Source organism: Spirosoma arcticum (assembly GCF_054779955.1).
Genome location: NZ_BAAGXG010000016.1, coordinates 59217 through 76791, shown reverse-complemented (window position 1 = coordinate 76791; position 17575 = coordinate 59217). Strand labels below are relative to the sequence as shown.

General features: G+C 48.3%; 15 protein-coding genes. 7 read left to right on the top strand and 8 right to left on the bottom strand.

Annotated elements, in window-relative coordinates:
- Positions 1 to 12 precede the first annotated feature (12 nt).
- The 3 genes from ACYVHB_RS26560 to ACYVHB_RS26550 form a co-directional block, all read right to left on the bottom strand.
- Entirely contained in the window at positions 13 to 672 is a 660-nt protein-coding gene (locus tag ACYVHB_RS26560; protein ID WP_461054896.1) for a DUF4136 domain-containing protein, read from the bottom strand.
- 153 nt (positions 673 to 825) lie between these two features.
- Positions 826 to 1338, bottom strand: coding sequence for a general stress protein (locus ACYVHB_RS26555; protein WP_461054894.1), 513 nt, complete (start codon positions 1336 to 1338; stop codon positions 826 to 828).
- Positions 1339 to 1790: 452 nt separating this feature from the next.
- On the bottom strand, positions 1791 to 2015 hold the full coding sequence (locus ACYVHB_RS26550) for a hypothetical protein (RefSeq protein ID WP_461054892.1): 225 nt from the start codon (positions 2013 to 2015) through the stop codon (positions 1791 to 1793).
- 238 nt (positions 2016 to 2253) lie between these two features.
- Between ACYVHB_RS26550 and ACYVHB_RS26545 the strand changes: the two genes are divergently transcribed.
- Positions 2254 to 3024: an MIP/aquaporin family protein gene (locus tag ACYVHB_RS26545; RefSeq protein WP_461054890.1), complete on the top strand. Its 771-nt coding sequence runs from the start codon at positions 2254 to 2256 to the stop codon at positions 3022 to 3024.
- 177 nt (positions 3025 to 3201) lie between these two features.
- Here ACYVHB_RS26545 and ACYVHB_RS26540 read toward each other — a convergent pair whose 3' ends face one another.
- The 3 genes from ACYVHB_RS26540 to ACYVHB_RS26530 all read right to left on the bottom strand — a co-directional run bounded on the left by ACYVHB_RS26540 (position 3202) and on the right by ACYVHB_RS26530 (position 4929).
- Positions 3202 to 3687, bottom strand: a complete 486-nt coding sequence (locus ACYVHB_RS26540; protein WP_461054888.1) for a Dps family protein — start codon at positions 3685 to 3687, stop codon at positions 3202 to 3204.
- Positions 3688 to 3835: 148 nt separating this feature from the next.
- On the bottom strand, positions 3836 to 4786 hold the full coding sequence (locus tag ACYVHB_RS26535) for a hypothetical protein (RefSeq protein ID WP_461054886.1): 951 nt from the start codon (positions 4784 to 4786) through the stop codon (positions 3836 to 3838).
- 26 nt (positions 4787 to 4812) lie between these two features.
- On the bottom strand, positions 4813 to 4929 hold the full coding sequence (locus ACYVHB_RS26530) for a hypothetical protein (RefSeq protein ID WP_461054953.1): 117 nt from the start codon (positions 4927 to 4929) through the stop codon (positions 4813 to 4815).
- Positions 4930 to 5342: 413 nt separating this feature from the next.
- On the opposite strand from ACYVHB_RS26530, the gene ACYVHB_RS26525 reads away from it, so the two are divergent.
- From ACYVHB_RS26525 to ACYVHB_RS26515, 3 genes are all read left to right on the top strand, one after another.
- Positions 5343 to 5846, top strand: coding sequence for a hypothetical protein (locus ACYVHB_RS26525; RefSeq protein ID WP_461054884.1), 504 nt, complete (start codon positions 5343 to 5345; stop codon positions 5844 to 5846).
- Positions 5847 to 6204: 358 nt separating this feature from the next.
- On the top strand, positions 6205 to 8832 hold the full coding sequence (locus tag ACYVHB_RS26520) for a histidine kinase dimerization/phosphoacceptor domain -containing protein (protein ID WP_461054882.1): 2628 nt from the start codon (positions 6205 to 6207) through the stop codon (positions 8830 to 8832).
- 387 nt (positions 8833 to 9219) lie between these two features.
- A complete protein-coding gene (locus tag ACYVHB_RS26515) occupies positions 9220 to 11415 on the top strand; it encodes a tetratricopeptide repeat-containing sensor histidine kinase (RefSeq protein ID WP_461054879.1) in 2196 nt (731 codons plus the stop codon).
- 31 nt (positions 11416 to 11446) lie between these two features.
- On the opposite strand, the gene ACYVHB_RS26510 is transcribed toward ACYVHB_RS26515, so the two are convergent.
- Positions 11447 to 12196, bottom strand: a complete 750-nt coding sequence (locus ACYVHB_RS26510) for a substrate-binding domain-containing protein (protein ID WP_461054877.1) — start codon at positions 12194 to 12196, stop codon at positions 11447 to 11449.
- 79 nt (positions 12197 to 12275) lie between these two features.
- Positions 12276 to 12854, bottom strand: coding sequence for an RNA polymerase sigma factor (locus ACYVHB_RS26505; protein ID WP_461054875.1), 579 nt, complete (start codon positions 12852 to 12854; stop codon positions 12276 to 12278).
- 804 nt (positions 12855 to 13658) lie between these two features.
- On the opposite strand from ACYVHB_RS26505, the gene ACYVHB_RS26500 reads away from it, so the two are divergent.
- The 3 genes from ACYVHB_RS26500 to ACYVHB_RS26490 all read left to right on the top strand — a co-directional run bounded on the left by ACYVHB_RS26500 (position 13659) and on the right by ACYVHB_RS26490 (position 17567).
- Positions 13659 to 15305, top strand: coding sequence for a sigma-54 interaction domain-containing protein (locus ACYVHB_RS26500; RefSeq protein ID WP_461054873.1), 1647 nt, complete (start codon positions 13659 to 13661; stop codon positions 15303 to 15305).
- Positions 15306 to 15663: 358 nt separating this feature from the next.
- On the top strand, positions 15664 to 16323 hold the full coding sequence (locus ACYVHB_RS26495) for a BON domain-containing protein (RefSeq protein WP_461054871.1): 660 nt from the start codon (positions 15664 to 15666) through the stop codon (positions 16321 to 16323).
- A gap of 359 nt (positions 16324 to 16682) precedes the next feature.
- The gene (locus tag ACYVHB_RS26490) at positions 16683 to 17567 is read left to right on the top strand and encodes a VOC family protein (protein WP_461054869.1); all 885 of its coding nucleotides are present in this window, start codon (positions 16683 to 16685) and stop codon (positions 17565 to 17567) included.
- The last annotated feature ends 8 nt before the right edge of the window (positions 17568 to 17575 follow it).

Below are 17575 nucleotides of genomic sequence, written 5' to 3'. Positions count from 1 at the left end.
AGTGAAAAACGGTTAGAGATAAGGCGACTGCTGAAAGGCCTTCTGAATGCCGCTGGTGATCCGCTGCTGCAACGTCGCGTTGTTTTGGTAGGCAGCACCCAGTAAGGCACCCGACCAGACGACCGGAATCCGTTTAATACCGGCGCTGGCTCCTTTCGGGTTCAAGATGTCGATGCTAATGGTGCCCGATGTGTAATTCGTATACGATACGCCATGAGGATAGTAGCCGAAGCCATAGTCGGGGTAGTAATAACCCCAGCCGGGATACCAGCCCCAGTAGTTCCACCAATAACTGCCGTAATAGTTTTTGTAAATGATAGTATTACGAGTAGCGATGGCCGATGCCTGCACAACGATGTCGGGTTGCTGACCAATCTCTGAGAAGCTGGCACTGAGCGGAGTCCATCCCTGCTTCTTTAATTGTGCAACTACCTGAGCCAGAACCAGTTTGTTGATGTCCGACGGAATCTTAACATTCCCCTTGATGTCAGAGCTGTCGATGATCTGGGCAACCGAATCTATTAGGACGTACGTTTTGACGGTCGAGAAGTTAAACGAAGGATCGTGCTGTGTGATGACGGTGTCGTAGCCGGATACCGTATCGGGACCTTCGGGCGTACAGGCGTATAGAAATAACGCCGTCATGGTGAGAAGAAAACACATCGATTTCATACGTGTGCGATTGAGTAGGATAAAATGGAACGCAATACAGTAGCCGCTCATGTTGTTCGCATAAGTCTTCAGAATCAGCAAAATGGCTAAAGGAATTTGAAAAATGGGGAAGCCAATCAGGGAAATGGCTTCCCGGCACTGGAGAATATACGGTCAGGCATTAACAGCCGGAGCGGTTTCCTCACTGATGCCCAGTACGTCGCGGGCTTTGTTTACTTCGTCGGCGGTGCCGTGGGCGACCAGCATGAATTTACCCGCCTTAAGTTCGGTCTCGTACTGCAGGATGCTGTTCTTGGGAATTCCCAGGCTATAAAGGGCAGCTCCCAGAGCGCTGAGACCACCCACGACCACGGCCCCCTCCAGCGCCCCGACCAGCGAGGCAATCAGCGGTCCGGCAATCACGACTGGTCCTAAACCTGGCAAGATGAAGAAAGCCGATCCAAATAGCAACCCCCAGATACTACCCCAGAAGGCACCCCCACCACCCCATTTCTTCACCCGGTCGCCGAGGTTGTAATACCCGACTACGTTCTCCTCAGTATGATAATCCTGGCCTACGATTGAGAGCTTTTTCATGTCGTAGCCCGCCTTATGAAGTTTTTTGACGGCCTCCTCGGCCAGGTCGTGGCTGTCGAAAAGCGCCACGAATGCGTTCTGATTGTCCATGTTGATAAGATTGAAAATTGCGTTAACTGAATGAAAAACGCTGAGTATGGTATCCTAACTCCGCTCAACGATTCCGGCTGGCGTGTTTCTCTTTGGGCAGAAAACGCTTCAGGGCCTTATAATCGGTGATGTTTAACCTCGCGCAGGACCTTGCCGCTATCGTCGAAATAAACAATTTCGCGCTCCTTACCTTTAGCCAATTCGACGCGGTACACCACGGTTCTATTTTTGGAGAACTTGATTCGCTCCCGACTCCCGACCACTTTCCAACCGAGGAACTCATTGTTGATAGTCCTAGCGACGGAACCTGGCAGGTCAGCCTGCCTGATGATTTCCTTATAGCTAAGTAGAGTACCGCTCTTATCATAAACGGCAGTGCAGTTTACGTCAGGACCCGCAGCGGTAACCTGTTAGTACTGCAAATCAGCGGTATCGCCGTCTGTGCCGTCCTTTTACTGAACAGACCATTCCATGCCGTATAATGTACCCGGTAAGAAGGCAGTGTCCTTGATAGTGGTATTCGCAAAGTCCTTCCTTAGGGCATCCAGAACAGCCTGCGGTTGCTCACCTTTTTTGACGTGAGTGATCGTGACGGTTTTATCAACCGTTGAGCCCTTTGCCCATATCGTCCCGAGCAACAGGAGCGTCAACATTAGGGATATGCTTACTTTTTTCATGAGCTTTTACATTTAAACCAAGAGAATTTCCGGTATTTAGAGAGCGACGGACGGCAAAGTCACACCAGACGCACTATTTTTTATGGGATGTGACATAAGAGCGACTAAATACTCTATTGCAAGCGATGGGCTTGATTCCCGACAGATGGTAAAAAGACTGATTAGGCAATTGTATCCAGCTATCTTAATCGTTCGTGGCGTCGCGGATTTAATTGAATAAATAGCGTATACAAAATTTATGGCTGCCCCCCGCTCGACAGTTACTCTCTTCCTGGCTGAATTCGTAGGCACCGCTTTATTGATTGCCGTTGGCTTAAGCGTAGTAATCTTCGACTGGGGAACTGGCTCAATCATGGCGACGCTCGTTCCGGTAGAGTCATCCCGGAGGGCATTGACCGGTTTTCTATTCGGCACGACGGGCTGCCTGATTACTTTGTCACCCGTCGGGAAAATCAGTGGGGCGCATATCAACCCGGTGGTGAGCCTGGCGTTCTGGCTGCGGGGTAAGATGAAAATAACGACCATGCTGGGCTACCTCATCAGCCAGATGCTCGGCGCGGCCGTTGGTAGTTTGCCATTGTTGCTCTGGGGTCAGCAGGGACGTAGCATTCAATACGGCGTTACCCTGCCGGGCGACGCAGGTTTGTGGGCGGCCTTCTGGGGTGAGGTGGTTACCACGGCCGCGTTGATTGTGGTCATATTCGTGTTCGTGGGAAGCCGCCAACTCAAGTCATTCACGCCGTTTACAATGCCGGTTCTGTACAGCGTCTTGGTTTGGGCCGAATCCCCACTATCGGGCTGCAGCACTAACCCCGCCCGCAGTTTTGGGCCAGCCCTGATCAGCCATAATTTCACGGATTACTGGCTGTACTGGGTTGCCCCAGTAACAGGTGTCCTTATAGTGGTTGGGCTATTTCGATTACTACGGCTGCACTACTATTATCGCATTGAAGCGGCCCGCATTAGCTATCACAATAGCCAAACGCATGAAAGTTTGAAAACGAACTAACGGCGCAATGTGACATTGACGAAGTCGCGTAGTCTAACCGGATAGTAATCTACAGATACAGCAAGGATGCGAATGGGATTTGGTTTATTCAGACGGTTATTGATGTGCATTGACCTGTCTTGGGCTGAGTAAAGTAATTCTGAGAAGATACGGCGCATTATCAGGCTTATCGGAAAGCTACTTTCCGTTTTGTTTGATATGGGCACGAAGCATCCAGGCCGTTTTCTCATGGGTTTCCATCAATCCCGTTATGTAATCACTGGTGCCTGCGTCCCGGTGCGCGTCGGCAAAGTCATTGACGTTTTTTCGCAGAAACACAATGATACTCTGGTGATCTTCTAACAGGGCTTTTATCAAACTCTGGCTGCTGTTGTCTCCCTCGTATTGTTCGGTAAGGTGGGTCAGTTGCAGGAATTTAGTCAACGTAGCGGGCGCGTAATGGCCTAACTGACGAATACGTTCTGCGACATCGTCCACCATGTCGGCCGACTGTTTGTAGAGTTCTTCAAAATACAAGTGCACCGAATGGAAGTCGTGGCCTTCCACGTTCCAGTGCGCGTTGACCGTTTTTGTGTAAAGAACAAACTCATCAGCCAATACCTTGGCCAATTCATGAGCGACGAATTCCCGATTCGACGCCGAAATGCCAATCGTTGTTTCCATAGTTGATTCTGCAATGGTTTAATTAGTGACGTATTTGAGAAGTCAAAGCAGAAAAGTCACAGAGATCTCACAAACTTTTTTTTTAATCATTGGGGGCAAATCTTCGCAGGCAGCAATGGCTGCGGACTGGGTGAAAAGAGTTTACCTTTTATCTGGAAAAGTTTAGCACCAAACTGTACAAGTCCTGATTGATGGATTGCACCGCTGCCTTAAGCTGCCCCAGCATTTCGGCGCGTGCATGGAGATTGCCAGATTGATAAAATCCACCCTGACCAAAATAAATTTCCTGCTCCTTTAACGTACTGCCATTAAGTACGTATTCCTGCCAGCGCTGACGGGTGTTGTAACTGATGGAATGTTCACCACCATAGCTAAACAGATTCTCATTGAGCACATACCAAACAAAAGACGGAAAAACCGTAGATTGCTTATGCTGAAACCAGACATCCGTCAGTAGATTGCGTTGGTGGATAAGTTGAACGGTTCGATTCGACGAGAAAGCTGCCCAACTGCCAAAGCCCGCACTCAGTACTCCGCCACCAACGCCTGTTAGTATAGTCGTTTTGTCAGGTGGAAGCCAGGTGGTAACTACCGTTGTGGCAGCACCAATAACAATCGAAATAACCGTCAGTCTGCGAATGCGTCCGGCATCGCGCTGGTCTAAATAGGTAGCGAACCGATTGGCTCGTTCGGCTTCACACTCCAGTTCCGCGGCTACACTGGCAATCTGGGTGGAAGCTGCCACGAGTCGGCTCAATATCTTCTGGCGGATAATCGTGACTTCCTGTTGATTGCCAGCCGTTGAATTTGTCTCTAGAGAGATCAGCTTTTGCAGACAAGGCAAAATGCCGACAGCGTTAGCCAATACTACGTCATGATAAGCGTAACGTTTAGTTAGCGCCGTGTCGGTTTGCAGATTGACGCCTACGTTTGTTTGAATCTGGTACGTGGTATCAAACGAAAGCCGAATGGCCGGTTGGCAGTATCTGCTTTGTGCAATGGGCCGTTTCACCCCCGGTCCCGGTTTTACCAGACCGCATGAGGTGAAAGCCCAGAGCGTTCCGACCAGTAGTAGTGCTTTAACAAACCATGCCTTCATCCTCCTGAAACGGGTGGGTTGATCGCCTATAAATTATCAGTTCTCATCTCCAGCTTGCCAGTAAAACGAGAGAACAACCCCGTAACGGTCGATACCGTAAGAAGCCTTAGCCGGAACTGTACCTCCGAGTGAACGGCGTCAATGAGCCACGTAGTAGCCGCTTTGGTTTACGTTTCCACTAGATGAATGTTGTACGGCACTGAGCCTTGCCAAACAGATGCCAATTTTGCAAGCAGCTTAACCAAATGGTCAGAATACCCCCTGGTTACGCCCAAAGATGCGTTTTTCAACAACCGCACCGGCTTCTCAATGGACACTCCCCTCCAATCTCATAGAGTCTCCAAATTGAATCTCCGGGGCGCTGGAGCCGTCAATTATCACTCACCGGCGGGAACGTAGTTTGCCCTGTTTCTTGCTGATTGATAGGAAATAAAAGATAACCTTCATCGTAAACTTCGATACGATGTGACATATACGTTAATTTTTATCTATGGTTTACCGCATCCTCCCATTCTACTCCAGTAGGGTGGTACGTTCCCTAACCGTGTACGACTATATGATGGAAAAACAACTGACGAAAACAGCCTGGATACCCTTGCTGCTGGCATTCCTGCTCACCCACGTTGCGCTGGCCAAATTGCCTGTCCGCGTTCAGTTGATGATCCATCAGATAGGCACTGAATTGTGGACAACGATGACCTTTAAGAACCAGTCCAGCAAGCCGGTTTACCTGAATAAGATCGATATCGGTATGGGTAACCGACTGCTTAATAAAGTATTTATCGTTGTACAGGAACAACGGGAGATACCCTACACGGGAGTTATGGTTAAACGTCGCGCTCCGACGGCTGACGATTTCGTACTGCTGGAGCCGGGTAAACGCGTACAAACGAGGATTCGTATAGATCAATCGTACGCTTTCCTGCCTGGCCGACACCGTTACACGATTCATTACCAACAGTATCACAGTTCCCCGACTGACCAGAATTTTATCTTGGAATTGGCGTCGGCCGGGCAACCGTTTACGTACAACGCTGTAACAAAACAAGCCAACAAGTAGCCGACTTCCTCCGGTCAGAATAATCTGACCAATCGGCACTCAACCGCTGCTCCTGAGAAAGCAACCCTCCAACCTCATAGAGTTTTCTTTTGGAGACTCCATGAGGTTGGAGGGTTTGCGGGGTTGGCAGAAGTTGCCGGCCGTAAGCCCATAACACAGGCTAAATAATTTGAAGTCAACGTAGCCTTTGTAAGTTACAAGTCAAACAAGTAATGCCTTGATTATCAACGTACTATTGTTTGTGTAATAACTCTAATGTTGGTTTTTACTATTGATTGTCCTTGGTTGTGCCGGACACCTGTGGGTTCCGTTGCTTACTGCTTTAGAATGGTCCTGAAGTTGCAATGTACTCTGGGCCATGAGACGCCTAATATCCATTGGTTTTCTGCTGGGCCAACTTGGGTCGACTCTGTTTACCACCACAGCCGTGGCGCAATCCACTTCGGCTACGAAGGCAGACCGTCTGGGTGAAGTAATCCAGCTCAACGAACCGGATACGTACCGCCTGAAAGCACTGCTCACGGCAAGTGCTTTTTACCTCAGTAAGCCCCTGAACCTCAACTCCAGTTTAGATAGTGCTCTGGTGTTGGCCCGGCAGGCCGAAAAGCTGTCTCGCCAACTAAAGGATGCCAAACGCGCAGAGGAAGCCGTTTTTTTGCAGGGTAAGGTCTATGTCAAACAGCAAAACGCCGCCACCGTCAGGCGGATGCTGGCTGGCTTGAGCGATACGATCCGCATCCGGCTGTTGCTGGAGCTGGGCAAGCAGAAGCTTCGACCAACCTTTACGCAGGAAGTAAACCGGGATAGTGCATTGCTCTGGTTTCAACAAGCCGAAACGCTCAGTACAGCTATCGGCAACCAACGATGGCAGGAAGAAAGCTGGTGTCTAATTGGCGTGTATTACCTGTTAAACGGGAATTGGCCTCGCGGTCAGGCGTACTTTACGCAGGTTATTAAAGCCCGCCAACGGGTGGGCGACAAAGCCGGGGAGGTCAGGGCGTGGCTGAGGATGGCCACCACCCGGTTCTGTGATGACTGCCAGGAAAACATATACTGTTTGACTAAAGCCCTGGCGCTCTGTCACCAACTCGGCGACCGGCCATTAGAGGCTATTATTCGGATGGAAATCGGCTACAAGCAGTTAAGCAAAGGCGATATCCACGAGGCCGAGCGGGAAGCGCTTCGGGCGGTAGCCATTCAAAATGTGGTTGGGTTTAAGGCACTCAACCAGGCGTACCATGCGCTGGCCAACGAAAGCGTTTACTACACGCCAAGCGACTACGGCTACCTGTCCAATGCCTACTATTTTCTGTCCGATCTGAGTCAGGCCAAAGGGAATTTGAACCGAAAGCTTTTCTACATCCTGAACGTGGTCAAAAGCGTGGAAAGCAGTGGAATGGCCGACGAACTGGATTACACCTACTTCAGGCTGGGAAACGCGTACTGGGAGTTGGGGCAGTTTGACAAAAGCATTGAGTATTACCGGCAGTCCTTAGCCATTAGTCATCAGAAAGGTCAGCTATTTGTTCAGATAGGATTGCCCAGACGAATGGTTGTAGCCTTACTCAGACAGGCAAACGCCCGGGAGGCACTGCTCCTGCTAAAAAGCTTTACGCACCAAAATCTGCCCGTCACTTATGAGGACAAGATGTTTATCGCCCAGAGCTTCGGGGCTTGCTATAATGCCCTGAAACAATACAAACGGGCGGAGAAGCACTATTTGCAGGGCGTCGACTTGAGTGAGCAATCCGCTTTACAGTTTCAATACATTGCCTGGAAACACATCAGTCAGTTCTACGTAACCACCGCTCAATACACTAAAGCTGATCCGTATTTGAAGCGGCTGCTGCTGGCGGCTCGTGAACAGATAATTCCCAGTCATTTGATCGATGTGCACCTGATGCGGTTCAAAGTGGATTCGGCGCTGGGTAACTATTCTGCGGCCATTAGACACTACCAGCAGTACAAAACCCTCAGCGATTCGGTCTTCAACGTAACGAAAAGCAAACAGACTGCGCAGTTAAGCATTCAATACGAAACGGAGAAAAAAGAACAGGCGCTCAGGCTTCGAGAGAAAGACATCGCCCTGCTTACTGAGCAAAGTAAGTCACAGCAAGCCCAACGTAACGGCCTGGTTATAGGTACTGGATTGCTGCTCGCACTATTGGGACTTAGCTACAATCGTTATCGCCTGAAGCAGCGCAGCAACCAGCAACTTCAGGCTCAGCAAAAAGAAATCAACCAGAAGAATGAGCACCTCTCCGAACTGCTCATCGAGAAGGATTCACTGCTGGTGCAGAAAGACACCTTCCTGAAAGAGAAAGAGTGGCTCCTGAAAGAAATCCATCACCGGGTCAAAAACAATCTCCAGATGGTGATGAGCTTACTCAATTCTCAGGCCAGCTACCTCTCCGATGAGCTGGCCCTGTCAGCCATTCAGGAAACACAGCACCGGGTGCAGGCGATGGCCCTGATCCACCAAAAGCTCTACCAGTCCGAAGGCATCGCCCGCATCCCCATAATGGACTACGTCCAAGACGTGGTCCATTACCTCCACGACTCCTACAACCTGGCCCAGCCAATTCGCTTTCAGTTGGCGGTGGAACCCATCGAACTGGATGTGGCGGTGGCCGTACCCCTGGGACTGATCATCAATGAGGCCATCACCAACACCTTCAAGTACGCCTTCCCCGAAGGATGTGCGGGTACGGTCAGCGTGCGGCTGCATCGGCTGGCCCAGACCACCTATGAACTGACCATTGCCGACGACGGAATAGGCTTACCAGAGGGCTATGCTCCCGCCCGGAGTCGTTCGCTGGGCATGACACTGATGCATGGTTTCAGTGAGCAATTAGGTGGAGAGTTGCACATCATCAGTCCACCCGGCTTAACTATTCGGCTGGTATTCAGCGAGGAACTGCTTGATCCAATATACCTCCAGGAATTAGTAAAAAATGTGCCACCGCAGGAAAGAGTCGGCTCCTGACCCGTAGATGCTCATTCAAAACTATTCGTACTATGCGTGGTTTTTATTCCTCCGGTTTGATGTTTAGTCTGCTTATACTGAATCTGTTAACCACCATCTCTGTGTAATCATCACCATTTCCAGCCAGCCGGGGTCAGCATTCAACTGGTGTTGGAAGCGGAGCAGCTCGTCAACGTTTGAGCGCCGTTAGATTTGTTACTTTTGTGCTTCGGCAAATCGTTGATTACTTGTTTTTTTAGTACACAGAACCAATTCAGCACCATGAGACCGCCCTTTCTCGCTGTGTCACTTTTACTTGTTTTCTTACCATGGCGAGCGCTGTCCCAGGAGTCACGAATCTACAGTCTAAGGAACGAGTTGAACCGTAGCCAAGCCGATACTAATCGCGTGAAACTACTGTTGGATTTAAGCTTTATCTACGTAAACCGGGTTGGTAATAGAGCCAACGATATAAATGCATCGTTATCACTTACCCAAAAAGCCATATTCCTGAGCCGATCCCTGCAGTACAAAAAAGGGGAAGGCAGAGGCTATCTGATTAGGGCCAAGACGCTACGTGAAAAAGGCGATGCACAGCAGGGGAAGGTCTACGCCGTGCGGTCAATGAACTTAGTTAAAAATTTGGGTTATCCAGAGCTAATGGGCTACGTCTATTCTGAATTAGCTCGGTATTATTCCGATACTCAAGCTGGTGTATCCTCACAAATCAACCTGAATGAACTGGCCTTAAGCTGCTTTGTCCGTAGCGGTGATCGAAAAAAACAAGCGGACGTGTTAAAGGAGATGGGTGATATGTATCAATTGCAGGGGAAGTATCACCAGTCAATAAGTAAATTACAGCGAGCGCTGAAACTCTACCAATCTGTTAATTTCCCTCATGTACAAGGTGTTTACGATCTGCTTGGGTTCATTTCCAGTAAAATAGGTGATTATAAGTCAGCCATGGCCTACGGTTTACAGGCCGTAAAAACCGCCGAAGTCCAGAAGGATAGCAGTTTGCAAATGTGCACCATCTATAATCGGCTGGGTATGACCTACCAAACTCTGGGACAACCCATTCAGGCGTATGATTACTATAAGAAGTCGCTGGCTGTAGCGCAGCGAAATCATCACACTCCCTCTGTAATCTATCTATTAGGAAACATCTCCTCAGTGTACCTGAGTCTTGGTAAGCCTAAGGAAGCGCTTAGTTTACTCAAACGAACGGCTAATACCTATCCACCAATTGATTTTGAAAGCAAAATTATCCTGGCTACCCGTTTCATGGAAGTGTATCAACACCTTGGGCAGTACAACTTAGCGCAGCCTTATTGTGATCAGGTGCTTAAACTGGTCGAAAAGAATGGTGCCGGTAGCCTGGGCATAGTCACTACTTATCAATCCGTTACTCGGTTTCTGCTGGCCAGTCATCAGTATAAACCTACTCGCCGGTATTTGGCGCTCAATGAGTTGCTTTGTCAGGAACAAGGATCTGCCGGCATTCTGGCCACGAATTATTTACTTTGGTTCCGACTGGATTCCACGGTGGGAAGTTATCCTTCGGCTATCGTCCACTTTCAACGCTACGTCGCGCTCCGGGACTCCTTGCTGACGGAAAGCAAAAACGACCAAATTGCCCAACTGGAAATTCAATATCAGTCCGAAAAGAAAGACCAGCATATCAAACTTAAAGAACAAAGTATTCAACTGCTAACCGAGCAGGGAAAGCGGCAACAACAGGAACTCGATCAGGCGCGGATGATCCGCAACAGCACCTTTGCCGGAATCCTTCTGCTAATTTTGATACTCGCCTTAGTCTACAACCGCTACCGGCTCAGGCGGAAAAGCAACCAGTTACTCGAAGAAAAACAACTCGAAATCAACCAGAAGAATCAGTCGCTGGAACAAGTGCTACAGGAGAAGAATCACCTGCTGGACGAGAAAGAATGGATGCTTAGGGAGATTCACCACCGGGTACGGAATAATCTGCAAATTGTGATTAGTCTACTGAACTCACAGGCCGCTTCGCTGGCTGATAAGGCGGCCCTGTCGGCTATTCAGGAGAGCCAGCACCGGGTACAGGCCATGGCCCTCATCCACCAGAAGCTCTACCAGTCCGAACAGATAGCCCGCGTGGAGATGGCTTCTTATATTCATGACCTGATTGATTACTTACGCGATTCGTATACCCACCCCCGTTCTGTCCGCTTTAAGTTGTCATTAAAACCGTTGGAGCTGGATGTAACGCTGGCCGTACCCCTGGGCCTGATTATCAACGAGGCCGTCACCAACGCGCTCAAATATGCCTTTCCACAAGATCATTCTGGTACAATATCGCTAAGCCTGCAACAGGTAGAAAATAAAACGTACCAACTCACTATCAGCGACGACGGGGTGGGCTTACCCGCAGACTTTGATTCAGCCCGTAGCGGGTCGTTAGGCATGACACTTATCCGGGGTCTCAGCCAGCAGTTGGACGGGGAATTGACAATAACGGGTTCTCCCGGCGTGACCATCCGCTTACTCTTTAACGACGAACTGCTCGGGACCACTTATTCCAGTGATGATTTTTCCTACCGCTGGCATCGGCCTTCCACCACATGACTCCTGCTTAATAAGCGGCTGTGCGCTCGGTTTACTCCCACCCCCATTTTTTGAATACTTCGTGCATCGGCTCCGTTTTCATGAACGCGAGAAACTGACGAGCCAAAGCCGCTTGTTTGGTGAAGCTGCTCAGGGCGATGGGCGTTGATCGGAATAAGTTCTCGCTTGGCGGTATCGGCACCAGTTCCGTTTCCTCCTTGAGTCGCTGATGCCATGAAGTGAAAGTAATCCAGGCATCGTACCGACTATCCTGCTTCCAGGCTGCAATACCCGCAGCACCCGTCAGGAACGTTTGCCGGATGTTGGCCTGGATAGCCTGGCTAAATCCCTGACGGCCGACCAGATCTTCCCACAGACCTACCTGCGCCGACCCGTTGACATCGAGAATACCGATACCAGGCTTAGCCAGATCTGCCAGGCTACGGATACCCTTGGGGTTGCCGGGCCGTACCAGAATACCGGCCCTTCGGGCGTAGAGTTCCGTACGGGTAGCCGGATCGACCAGATTGGGATAGTCGTTCATAAACTGGGTAAACATATATTCGGCCCCACTGAAAAAGATGTCGCCATTCTTTCGGGCCGCGTCAATCCAATCTGGATCAGGTCCGGCTACCACCTTGACTGGATGGCCGGTTTGTTGGCTGAATAGTTCGGCGCACTCGTTGATGGGGCCTAACGGACCTCCTGGGCCATACACATGCAGGGTGTCGGCCGATGTGGGAGCCTGTGCATGGAGAAAAAGTGGCAGAAATAACATAGGTATCAGAGCTAATTTATCCATGTTCTCTTCGTGAATTTGCCACTAATAGATTGGTAAGGTAGCCAAAGTCACAACGCTGAGGGTGTTTGAACACAACCGGTTACACGGACGAAAGATGTACATCATACTGAGCGTTGAGCTTTTCCTTGGATCGCTTCAGTCGCATCTTTACTGCACTGGCTGTGAGATTGAACCTCACCTGTAGGGTCTCGATGGATTCACCTTTGCAGTACTTTAGGTAGAGCATATTCCGTTCTTGCTCCGAAATTTTATTCAGCAAAGTGAACATTAGACTTTCCTGCTCGTCCTGGTTCAGGTTTCTGTCGCTGGGGCTTGTGCTTAGGCCTTCTTCCCGGCAATAAACATCTTCTAAACTACTGAACCGTGCGCGTTTTTTCTGATTAAAATATGCACGGCAGTGGTTGTTGGTGATGACAAACAACCAGGTTGCAAAGGAAGACCTTTCCTGAAACGTGTGGGCCTGTTCGAAGGCCTTCAGCAAAGAATCCTGCGCCAGATCGTAGGCATCATTGGAGTCACGGCATAACGAAAAACACCTATAATATACTTTCTTAAAATAGCGCTGATAAAGTGTACCCATTGCTTCCCGATTGCCTTCCAGATATTGGTAGAGAAGTAATTCATCGGAGGCTTTTGTAGGTATTGACTTAGCTATCATAGCAGTTGTTGTTAGGTTATGTTGAAAAAATTGGGCAAAGTGATGCCTGGCGGCCTTCTGGACGCGTTTGATGAATCAGCATATTGAGGTGTCGACTGCCCAGCTACATGAATCGGTCAGTGTGGTTCCTGGGCATGTGGTTCGTTGGCTTACAACATAAGATGGAGCACTTGGGTGAACAGTTGACCTTGGCCATGCCTAACCAGGATTTAATCCGTTAGAACGGTCTTGTCCTCAGTATGCCAAATTGAATGCCAGCCCGAACACTTAGAATATATAGCTGCGGTCTTTAATTAAATGTCTTATTTACAGCAGTTTGCCTTTGAGTGTTGATACAGCAGCAAGTCAACGCTTACTCCACTGTGTTGGAATTTCGGACAACGTCTCCATAGAGGTGGAGTTTCAAAACGAAAATGCGGGCAAACAGGGAGTTTCGTTGTTTAAGCTACCTGGGTTTGAACGCAATAAATAATTGAAGCGGTTTGTGTCGAGGAGGTTCGTAACTTCTGGTAAGTTCCAGCTACGTAGTCGCCACTTGCATATAGACCTCCCCGAATGATTGGAGGAAAACAGATGGATTCTCCATTTCTATGGAGTATTAGTTGAGCTTACTGCATCAGTGAAATCACCAAAAAGTCAATTTTATATGCTCTAACGCATTTTTAGATGATCTGGTAAATCAGCAATTAGTTTGGCACTCTTTTTCGCATTTGTCAGGCGAACAGTAACCAACAGTAAGGTAAGGGCCATCGATTGATGTTAACGTATATAGTACACCATCAGTAATTGTTCGCATGCATCGTTATGACTAATTTGGTTGCACACACACAGGATAAATATTGGATACGAAAGCAGGAGCAACGTTTACAAGCTGATGCAGTGACTGCGTTATTAACAACAGGCAACAGGGATGAGAAATTTATTGAGCTTACGAAAGTTTTACAGACATGCATTCCTTTTGACTTCATACACTTTAGCTGGGCTGGTCCTGACAGTGAATATGATAGTTACAGTTTACGCAGAATTAGTTTTGATGAGTACCAACTGCTGAATCGTGAGTCGTTCCTGCGTATGACACGCTCGACAGTATGCTATTTTTATGGCGTAAAGCAGGAACAGTTTTCGGCAGACACTTACTGCTTCAACGACATTGATTATATAGAAGCCTGGCCGAAACAACCCATATTGAAAACTATAGCCACTGTATTTAATATGCGATCTGCCTTAATTCTCACTGCGCACTGCCAATTTACAATGGCGATGTTTAGTACAGAATCAAATAGTTTTACAGAAGAACATACTGACCTCATTCAATCCTTGCAGTACAGTCTTGTGATGGCAATTGAACGAATGATGGCTTTTGATGAAATCAACTACCTTAAACAGAAGCTTGAAATAGCTGATCCGGGCGCAATCCCATCAATAAGCGCTACTGATCGGGGTAACGAAAGCAGTCAGGGCGACCTGCTCATCGGTAAAAGCGAACCTATTTTAGAGGTGCATAGAAAGATTCAGAAAATAGCCACTACCGATTACACCGTATTGGTGCTTGGAGAAACGGGCACCGGTAAGGAGCTGATCGCCAAGTCGATCCATATCCGGTCAAAACGTAAAGATAAGTCTTTGATTAAGGTTAATTGTGCTACTTTACCTGCAAACCTGATCGAATCAGAGCTATTTGGGCACGAGAAAGGCAGTTTTACCGGCGCCACCGAAAAACGTATCGGTAAATTTGAACTGGCCAATCGGGGCACCATCTTCCTCGACGAGATCGGGGAACTACCACTTGAGTTGCAACCCAAGCTGCTACGGGTTCTGCAGGAAAAAGAATTCGAGCGGTTAGGTAGCAATAAAAGCATTTCTTGTGATGTACGGATTATAGCCGCTACGAATCGAAATTTACAGGAGGAAGTTAAGGCGGGTCGATTCCGGGCTGACTTATTTTTTCGGCTAAATGTGTTTCCTATTTCACTACCAACCCTTTCAACTCGACAGGGGGATATTCCATTGTTGGCGGATTATTTTCTGCAATCTACAGCCCACAAGTTGGGCCGAAAGTTAATTCGTTTGTCTGAATCAGCCCTGCTGGAAATGATGTCCTACCCCTGGCCCGGTAACATCCGTGAACTGGAGCACGTCATTGAACGGGCGGCTGTCACCGCTATTGATGACGTCATTTACAGTTTATCACTCACAAGTACTCCCATATCTGCATCATTGCCTTGTTGCCAACGTAAATTTCCTCAAACCTTAGCTGATAGCGAACGAGACCTGATTGTTCAGACATTACACTTTACTAAAGGACGAATTCGGGGTAAAGGTGGTGCCGCCGGTTTATTAGCTATTGAGCCAAATACGCTGGATGCCCGCATGAAGAAGCTTGGCATTGTCAAACGGCACGTTGTTGAAGGGCATTGTGAACCGGTTTCTCCAAACGGATTTTTTCAATAAGCACAAAGAAAGAGGTGCTATCAAACCTATATCGGATGAAAGGAATAGCAAAACTCCAATATTCTAAAAACGAGTTGAAAACTCAATTATTTGGGAGTATGTCCGCTCACCTATTTTCGTATAAATGAATAATAACCTACTGACAAACAGTTGCTTGTTAATCTTTTCACCAACTCAACTAAAACGGTACACTATTTGGCAAAGGAGATGGTAGCAAAGGAAGCTTCCAAAACTGAAGTTATTTCAAAGGAGTGGCACACCATTTCTGCCACCAGCTAAAGAGCACTTATCCAGATTTGGAAGATTCATTCGCTACTAAACAAATTTAAGTTTAACGCTTACAAAACTTATGTAATTTATGAAGACCGATGCAAACGTTCAGGGCGATGTAGAAGAAGAATTGCTCTGGGAGCCCTCTCTCAATTCAGCCAATATTGGCGTTGCCGTCAAGGATGGTATCGTAAGCTTAAGTGGTCAGGTGGACAACTTCCTTAAGAAGTACAATGCTGAGAAAGTGGCTCGGCGGGTTACCGGGGTTAAAGCCGTGGTACAGGATATTGTGGTCGAATTACCCGGCTGGAATAAACACACGGATCAGGACATTGCTGAAGCGGCTTTGAACGCGTTAAAGTGGAATTCATTCACAGCAAATGCCGGGATTCAGGTAAAAGTGGAAGAAAAACACATCACACTGGAAGGCCAGGTTGACTGGAATTACCGGAAAAAAGCCGCAGAAGACGCGGTACGGTATCTGGCCGGGGTTAAAGGGGTCTCGAACTTAATCACCGTAAAGCCGTCAGTCTCTTTTGGCGCGGAAGATGTCAAAGACAAGATCAGGAAAGCGCTTGAACGAAACGCAGATATTGAGGCCAACAGCATTCTGGTTGAAGCAATCGGTAACAAGGCCATTTTAAACGGAAGCGTACACTCGTGGAGCGAGTACGATGCGGCCGAATCAGCGGCATGGTCGGCGCCGGGAGTCTCCCATGTGGAAAACAACCTGAATGTGGTTGCTTAAGTGGTTTGAATGGGTGTATAAATCGAAACGTTGAGTTGATTCTAAAAAAGGCAGCCACAATGAGCTGCTTTTTTTATGAGGTCATCCCACATAAAGCCCTTTTTAGGGTATCGAATCATGATTGCGGTGCCGGGGATGCCAGCCATTCCAGTCTTCTCCATCACATTGTAGTGTAGGGATAGATCAAAATTATGGGAGTTGTTATTGTAACAATCAAAAAGATAAAACATTGATTTGTAGTTATATACACTTCCTACGTATTGATTTTTAAAGTGGCATATTCTTTGGCATAAGAGGTAATTGACATGAACAGCAAACCTGTTCGATATTGTTGACTTCAAAAAATCATAATTAATCACATGGAACAGGTAATCCAACTCCATCGTACACCCGTCATCGCTTTACCGTTACCCGAATCGGCCCCACGAATCACCGGAGTGGGGCTGTTAGTGTCTGATCTCGATAAGTCCATTGATTTCTACCAGCGTGTGTTAGGGCTGGTAACCCAGCACGTAGCGGACGGCTATGCAGAGTTTAACCTCGGGTCAGGACATCGGTTGATTCTTGAAGATTGTGGCGTCCTCGGGCCTTCGCCCCACCAATTTGGCCGACTCGGACACATAGCGTTGCTGTATCCCAGTCGGGGTTCGTTGGGCGCTACTGTGCGCCGAGTGGCGACACGAGGTGATACGTTAATTAACGAAGCCATCGATCACGGTATTTCTGGATCGGTTTATTTAAGTGATCCCGATGGGAATGGTATCGAATTGTACTACGACCGCCTGGTAGCCGAATGGCCACGTACCGCTGAGGAACACCCGGACCCGGCGGGCATCTGGTTCCTGAACATAGAAGACCTGATGCGAAACGCTGACGTGGAAGAAAGTTACCCGCTGATTGGACACCTGAATTTAGTAGTGAGTAATTTGGAAGATACAATCGATCTATTCGTGGATTTGCTTCAATTGTCGGTCAACCTACGGACGGCTCAGGCGGTTTATGGTACCTGGCGCGGGTATCACCATGACTTATCGTTTCGGTATGTCGCCGGCGTTTCGTCGGACTGGCTACCGAGTTGTGCTGGTTTGAAGGCGTTCACAGTTAGTGGTTTTGAGAAGTCGCAGATGGAGGACATACTGACTAACCTCCACGAATCGAGTTACAGCCGACAGGTGCTATCCGATGGGGTCCAGTTAAAAACATTCGATGGTGTGACGGTTCGGCTACTACAGGCTGAATCGTAACGGGCTTA

Bases quoted from the DNA above. Each gene is read 5' to 3' on its own strand.
- ACYVHB_RS26560 (WP_461054896.1), bottom strand. From the start codon at position 672: ATGAAATCGATGTGTTTTCTTCTCACCATGACGGCGTTATTTCTATAC.
- ACYVHB_RS26555 (WP_461054894.1), bottom strand. From the start codon at position 1,338: ATGGACAATCAGAACGCATTCGTGGCGCTTTTCGACAGCCACGACCTG.
- ACYVHB_RS26550 (WP_461054892.1), bottom strand. From the start codon at position 2,015: ATGAAAAAAGTAAGCATATCCCTAATGTTGACGCTCCTGTTGCTCGGG.
- ACYVHB_RS26545 (WP_461054890.1), top strand. From the start codon at position 2,254: ATGGCTGCCCCCCGCTCGACAGTTACTCTCTTCCTGGCTGAATTCGTA.
- ACYVHB_RS26540 (WP_461054888.1), bottom strand. From the start codon at position 3,687: ATGGAAACAACGATTGGCATTTCGGCGTCGAATCGGGAATTCGTCGCT.
- ACYVHB_RS26535 (WP_461054886.1), bottom strand. From the start codon at position 4,786: ATGAAGGCATGGTTTGTTAAAGCACTACTACTGGTCGGAACGCTCTGG.
- ACYVHB_RS26525 (WP_461054884.1), top strand. From the start codon at position 5,343: ATGATGGAAAAACAACTGACGAAAACAGCCTGGATACCCTTGCTGCTG.
- ACYVHB_RS26520 (WP_461054882.1), top strand. From the start codon at position 6,205: ATGAGACGCCTAATATCCATTGGTTTTCTGCTGGGCCAACTTGGGTCG.
- ACYVHB_RS26510 (WP_461054877.1), bottom strand. From the start codon at position 12,196: ATGGATAAATTAGCTCTGATACCTATGTTATTTCTGCCACTTTTTCTC.
- ACYVHB_RS26505 (WP_461054875.1), bottom strand. From the start codon at position 12,854: ATGATAGCTAAGTCAATACCTACAAAAGCCTCCGATGAATTACTTCTC.
- ACYVHB_RS26500 (WP_461054873.1), top strand. From the start codon at position 13,659: ATGACTAATTTGGTTGCACACACACAGGATAAATATTGGATACGAAAG.
- ACYVHB_RS26495 (WP_461054871.1), top strand. From the start codon at position 15,664: ATGAAGACCGATGCAAACGTTCAGGGCGATGTAGAAGAAGAATTGCTC.
- ACYVHB_RS26490 (WP_461054869.1), top strand. From the start codon at position 16,683: ATGGAACAGGTAATCCAACTCCATCGTACACCCGTCATCGCTTTACCG.